The following is a 6,283-nucleotide window of genomic DNA, read 5'->3' as shown; positions in this document are numbered from 1 at the left end:
AGGTAGGAGAGGGCGTCGCCGATGAGGAGCAGGTGGAAGGCGGTGCTGCTGCCGACGGCGAGGGCGGCCGCGGCGCCGAGGCCGCCGAGGGTCCAGCCGATGTTGGAGGTGGTGCGGTTGATGGCCTGGTAGCGGATGCGGTCGGGGCCGGCGACGCGGGCGGCGTAGAGCTTGGTGAGGACGTTGGTGGCGCGGTCCGGGAGGGCTCCCGCGGCCGAGAAGAGGACGAGCAGTGTGAAGTCGTCGGTGGTGAGGAGGGCGAGGAGGGCGGCGGCGCGGAGCAGTTGGGTGCCGATGATGACGCGGACGAGGGGGAAGCGGTCGGCGAGCCGTCCGCCGAGGGGGGCGCCCGCGATGCCGACGGCTCCGGACACGGCGATGAGGAGGCCGACCTGACCGAGGTCGAGTCCGGTGACGAACGTGAAGTAGAGGGCCATGGCGGTGGCCCAGAGTCCGGTGCCGCACTTGTCGATGAAGCCGATGACGAGCATGCGGCGGCCGTCTCTGCCGCCGGGGACGCGGTCCTTGAAGGCTGTTCGGGTGGTGTGGGTGGTGCGGCTCATCGGGTCCCCCTTGCGAAGTACATTGTACTGATACATAATTGATTACGTGGCAGCACAATATTCGATCGATGGCACGACGGCCAAGGGGATTGCCGCGTCCGTGGAGCGGGGTGTCGCCGAGGGCGGCCTCTCCCCCGGCGACGCCCTGCCGCCCGTACGACGGCTCGCGGACGAGCTGGGGGTGAGTCCGGGCACGGTCGCGACGGCCTACAAGGAGCTGCGGCAGCGCGGTCTCGTCGTCACGCGGGGCCGGGGCGGGACGGTGGTGGCGGAGACCCCTTCGGTGGCCTCGCGGCGACCGCCGCGGGTGCCCCAGGGCCTGGTGGACCTGGCGGGCGGCCATCCCGACCCCGCCTTCCTTCCCGTACTGCGGCCGCCGTCGCCCGTCACCCCCGTGTACGGGTCCCATCGCGCCGCCCCGCGCCTCGCCGCGCTGGAGGAGGTGACCCGGCAGTGGTTCGCGCGCGACGGGGTCCCGGCGCGGCACGTGACCTTCGCGCACGGGGCGCTCGACTGCATCGCCCGGCTCCTCTCGACCGAGCTGCGGCCGGGTGACCCGGTGGCCGTCGAGGATCCGGGGTTTCACCATCTGCTCGACCTGGTCCCCGCGTTGGGGCTGCGGACCGTCCCCGTGACCGTGGACGGCGAGGGGCTCGTACCCGAGTCGCTTCGGGCGGCGTTGCGGGGCGGCGTGCGCGCCGTGGTGTGCAGTCCGCGGGGCCAGAGTCCGACCGGGGCGTTCTTCAGCCGGTCGCGACGGGACGAGTTGGTCGCGGTGCTGCGGGACTTCCCCGAGGTGCTGGTCGTCGAGGACGACCACAACGCGGAGATCGGCGGGGCCGCGGCGCACACGCTCGCGGCGGCCGGGCTCGCACGGTGGGCCCAGGTGCGGACGGTGTCGAAGCACCTCGGGATCGACCTGCGCTGGGCCGGTGTGGCGTGCGACGCGACCACGTTGGCACGGCACGACGGCCGGATGCTGATGACCTCCGGCTGGGTCAGCCACATCCTCCAGGAGACGGTGTCCGGCCTCCTGCGCGACGAGGCGGTACGCGCGCTCGTGACCCGGGGCGAGGCGGCGTACGCGGAGCGGCGTACGGCGCTGATCGACGCCCTCGGCGCGCACCGGATCAGGTCGGTCGGGGCGAGCGGGCTGAACGTGTGGGTGCCGGTGCGGGACGAGTCCGCCGTCGTCAACGGGTTGCGGACGCAGGGCTGGTGGGTCGCCGCGGGGGCCCGCTTCCGGATCGCCTCCCCGCCGGCCGTGCGGATCACCTCCTCGACGCTCGCGCCGGCCGACGCGGTGCGGCTGGCGGCGGACTTCGCCGAGGTGCTGGGGGACGCGCAGGCGACGTACGGAGGTTGACGCCGTGGCGGTGGTGCGCGGGGGCGGGCGCGCGCGTATCGGCCCAGGCGGCGGTCGGCTCCCCCGGCGGGCTGCCGGGGGCGCCGAGAGGGGTAGCGCGGGTCAGGCCCGGCGGGCGGCCGCCAGGGACTCGTAGAAGCGCAGGAGGCCGAGGTCGTCGACCGAGCCCGCGTTGACGGCCTTGGCCAGGGGGGTGCCCTGGAGGAGGCGCTTGACCGGGACCTCGATGCGCTTGCCCGTGAGGGTGTGGGGGACGCCCGGGACCTCGATGATCTCGTCGGGGACGTGCCGGGGGGACAGTTCGGTGCGGATCGTCCGCTGGATGCGGGCGGTCAGCTCCTCGTCCAGCGTGGCGCCGTCGACGAGGTGGACGAAGAGCGGCATCCAGTAGCCGCCGTCCGGCTCCTCCAGGCCGATCACGAGGGACTCGCGGATCTCGGGGAGTCGTTCGACGGCCTCGTAGATGTCGGCGCTGCCCATCCGGACGCCCTGGCGGTTCAGGGTGGAGTCGGAGCGGCCGTGGATGACGACCGAGCCCCGGTCGGTGATGGTGATCCAGTCCCCGTGGCGCCAGACGCCCGGGTACATATCGAAGTAGCTGTCGCGGTAGCGGCTGCCGTCCGGGTCGTTCCAGAAGTGGATCGGCATTGACGGCATGGGGTTGGTGACGACGAGTTCGCCGACCTCTCCGGTCACGGCCTTGCCGGACGCGTCCCAGGCCTGGAGGTCGGTGCCGAGGCCGGCCGCCTGGAGCTCGCCGATGTGGACCGGGAGGGTGGGGACGGCGCCGGCGAAGCAGGAGCACACGTCGGTGCCGCCGCTGACGGAGGCGATCCAGAGGTTCTCGCGGACCTCGTCGTGGAGCCAGCGGAAGCCGTCCGGCGGCAGCGGGGAGCCGGTGGTGGCGACGCACCTGACGGCTGACAGGTCGAAGTCGCGTCCCGGATGGACGTCCGCCTTGGCGCAGGCCATCACGTACGCGGCGGAGGTGCCGTACAGGGTGGCGCGGGTGCGTTCGGCGACGCGCCACTGGGCGGCGGTGTCGGGGTAGCCGGGGCTCCCGTCGTACAGGACGACGGTCGAGCCGGTGAGCAGGCCGGAGACGAGGAAGTTCCACATCATCCAGCCGGTGGACGTGTACCAGAAGAACACGTCCTCGGGGCCCAGGTCGCAGTGCAGGCCGAGCTGCTTGAGGTGCTCGACGAGGATGCCGCCCTGGGACTGGACGATGGCCTTGGGCAGACCGGTGGTGCCGGAGGAGTACAGGACCCACAGCGGGTGCGAGAACGGCAGCTGCTCGAAGACCGGCTCGACGTCCCCGGCGACCAGGTCGTCCCAGGCGAGGGTGCCCTCGGGGGCGGGGGTGCCGAGCAGCGGGACGTGGACGACCGCGCGGACGGTGGGGAGCTCGGCGCGCAGCTCGGCGACGGTGTCGCGGCGGTCGTGCTCCTTTCCGCCGTAGCGGTAGCCGTCGACGGTGAAGAGGACGACCGGCTCGACCTGCTGGAAGCGGTCGAGGACGCTGCGGGCGCCGAAGTCGGGGGCGCAGGAGGTCCACACCCCGCCGACCGCGGCGGTGGCGAGGAGGGCCACGACGGACTGCGGGACGTTCGGCAGGTAGCCGCTGATCCGGTCGCCGGGGCGCACGCCGAGGGCGCGGAGTTCGGCGGCGAGGGAGCCGACCTGGCGGCGGAGCTCGGCCCAGGTGACCGGCACGGGGTCCTGCGTCTCGTCCACATGGAGCAGAGCCGTGTCGTGGGGGCGCTCGGCGGCGGCGCGCAGGGCGTGCTCGGCGTAGTTGAGGGTGGCGCCGGGGAACCAGTCGGCGCCGGGCATCGAGCGGTCGCCGAGGACGCGCTCGTACGGGGTGGAGAAACGGATGTCGAACCACTCGACGACCGCCTGCCAGAAGGCTTCGAGCTCCTCGACGGACCAGCGGTGGAGCGCCGGGTATCCGCCCTCGGCCGGGGCGCCGTGGTGCTCGGCGGCCCAGGTCTGGAAGCGGGTCACGGCGGCCGCGGCGATGTGTTCCTCGTCCGGCTGCCAGAGCGGCGGCTCGGTGTGCGCTGATGTCATGGGGCTGCTCCCTGGCTGTACGCGGGGTCGGCGTGTGTCCGGCGCACGTGCTGGGGTGTGCGCGTGACGCGGCTGACAGGACGATCCCATGTGATCGTCGTTCGCACCAGGGCTGCCCGCCCATGGTCGGGTAGTTGAATATGTGCTCCCACCACGGGTGAACGCCGGTTGAACGGAGCCTGTTCGGAGCCTGGCGGGTGGCAGGGTGAGCCGCATGGACGGTCGTGGACTGGTGCGTTCGATGAAGGTGTTCGGCTCGGTGCAGGGGTTGCGGACGGTACGGACGGCGTGGCGCCGGCGTCGGACGGACGCGTGGGGGCTGCCGCCGAGGGGGGCGGAGCGGGCCCGGGTGCCGGGGCCCGCGACRGACGCGGAGCCCGCGCCCGGTGGGGGGATCGTCCGGTTCGCCCGGTCCTCGCTGCGGATCAGTGTGTCCCTTCGGTCGGTGGGGCCGCGCGGTGGGTGCAGCGGAGTGAGGTGCCCGCGGACGCGCGGTTCTTCGGGCTGGGCGGGCGGTCGGCCGGACCGCGGCTGCGGGACGGCTCGTACCGCCTCTGGAACACCGATCCCAAGGGGAGCTTCGGTCCCGGGGACGATCCGCTCTACATCACCATGCCCGTGCAGTTCGTCGTCTCGGACGCGGGCACCCACCTGGCCTTCCACGACAACTCCTGGGACGGCCGGGTCACGCTCGCCGAGGGCGAGGAGGGCGCGGGCTCCGGGCACGACCGGCCGGGGACCAGCGAGGTCCGGATGGGCGGCGGTCCACTGCGCTGCTGGGTGGTGGTCGGCACCCCCGCGCGCGTGCTGCACGGCTGGGCGGCGCTCACGGGCGCGCCCGCGCTGCCGCCGGACTGGGCGCTGGGGCCGCAGCACGCGCGCTGGGGGTTCGGCAGCGAGCGCGAGGTGCGGCGGGTCGTGGCGGGATACCGCGAGCGGGGGCTGCCGCTGTCCGCCGTCCACCTGGACATCGACCACTATGACGGGCACCGGGTGTTCACGGTCGACCGGGAGCGCTTCCCCGACCTGCCGGGCCTCGCGAAGGAGCTGCGGGAGCAGGGCGTGCGGCTGGTCACGATCGTGGACCCGGCGGTGAAGGCCGAACCGGGGAACGCGGTGTACGACAGCGGCCGGGCGGCCGGGGTCTTCGTCCGGGACGCGCGGGGCGACGAGGTCCGCGGGGTGGTGTGGCCCGGCGAGTGCGCCTATCCCGACTTCACCGATCCGGCGGTACGGGAGTGGTGGGGGGAGCTGTACGAGGAGCGGCTCCGGCAGGGCTTCGCCGGGGTGTGGCACGACATGAACGAGCCGGTCTCCTTCGCGCCCCTCGGCGACATGACGCTGCCGCGTTCGGCGCGGCACGCCCTGGACGGGCGGGGCGGCGACCACCGCGAGGCGCACAACGTGTACGGGCTCGCGATGGCCCGGGCCGGGTACGAGGGGCTGCGCCGGCTGCGGCCCGACGAGCGGCCCTTCCTGTTCTCGCGTTCCGGCTGGGCGGGGATGCAGCGGTACGGGGGCACCTGGTCCGGGGACGTGGCGACGGGCTGGCCGGGGCTGCGGGCCTCGCTCGCCCTGGTGCTGGGGCTCGGGCTGTGCGGAGTGCCGTACTCGGGTCCGGACGTGGGCGGCTTCGACGGGAGCCCGACGCCGGAGCTGTTCCTGCGCTGGTACCAGCTGGGGGCGTGGCTGCCGCTGTTCCGCACCCACGCGGCGATCGGCGCGGGGCGGCGCGAACCGTGGGAGTTCGGGCCCGAGGTGCTGGAGCACGCGCGCGCGGCCTTGGCAGAACGGGAGCGGCTGCGGCCGTACTTCACGACGCTGGCACGGCTCGCCCGGATGACGGGCGCGCCCTACGTCCGTCCGCTGTGGTGGGGGACGCCCGAGGACCGGGTGCTGCGGGACTGCGAGGACGCGTTCCTGCTCGGCGACGCGCTGCTGGTGGCGCCGGTCCTGACCGCGGGAGCCGACCGGCGGGCGGTGCGGCTGCCGCGCGGGCGCTGGTACGACACGGCGACGGGGCAGGCGTACGAGGGTCCAGGGCAGGTGCTGCTCGACGCGCCGCTCTCCCGGGTGCCGGTGCTGGCACGGGCGGGGTCGGTGCTCGCGGTGCGCGGCGAGGACGGGGAGCCGGCCTTTGAGGTGTGGGCGCCGGCCGCCGGGCGGACGGGCGGCGGGCTCGTCGTACGGGACACGGGGGACGGCTGGGAGACCGCCGAGATCGAGCGCTACCAGTCGCGGCGGGTGGACGGCCGGGTGGTGGTGGAGCGGGTGACGG

General features: G+C 74.0%; 3 protein-coding genes and 1 pseudogene. 2 read left to right on the top strand and 2 right to left on the bottom strand.

Annotation, left to right across the window (positions count from 1 at the left end; translation table 11 throughout):
- The coding region (locus tag EAO70_RS25350) for an MFS transporter (RefSeq protein WP_261993020.1) at window positions 1-563 on the bottom strand (563 nt) is incomplete at its 3' end.
- Between the two features lie 46 nt (window positions 564-609).
- Here EAO70_RS25350 and EAO70_RS25345 point away from each other — a divergent pair.
- Entirely contained in the window at window positions 610-1,929 is a 1,320-nt protein-coding gene (locus EAO70_RS25345) for a GntR family transcriptional regulator (RefSeq protein WP_148005054.1), read from the top strand.
- Between the two features lie 102 nt (window positions 1,930-2,031).
- Here the strand turns inward: EAO70_RS25345 and EAO70_RS25340 are convergent, their stop codons facing one another.
- Window positions 2,032-4,005 carry an acetoacetate--CoA ligase gene (locus EAO70_RS25340; RefSeq protein ID WP_148005053.1) on the bottom strand — a complete coding sequence of 658 codons (1,974 nt, stop codon included), beginning with the start codon at window positions 4,003-4,005 and terminating at the stop codon, window positions 2,032-2,034.
- A gap of 214 nt (window positions 4,006-4,219) precedes the next feature.
- Here EAO70_RS25340 and EAO70_RS25335 point away from each other — a divergent pair.
- Window positions 4,220-6,283, top strand: a pseudogene (locus EAO70_RS25335) (glycoside hydrolase family 31 protein); the annotation flags it as partial.

Source organism: Streptomyces sp. adm13(2018), assembly GCF_008042145.1.
Taxonomy (GTDB): Bacteria; Actinomycetota; Actinomycetes; order Streptomycetales; family Streptomycetaceae; genus Streptomyces.
This window is presented reverse-complemented; position numbering and strand designations above follow the sequence as displayed.

Excerpts from the sequence above, each read along its gene's own strand:
- EAO70_RS25340 (WP_148005053.1), bottom strand. The coding sequence starts at position 4,005 with ATGACATCAGCGCACACCGAGCCGCCGCTCTGGCAGCCGGACGAGGAA.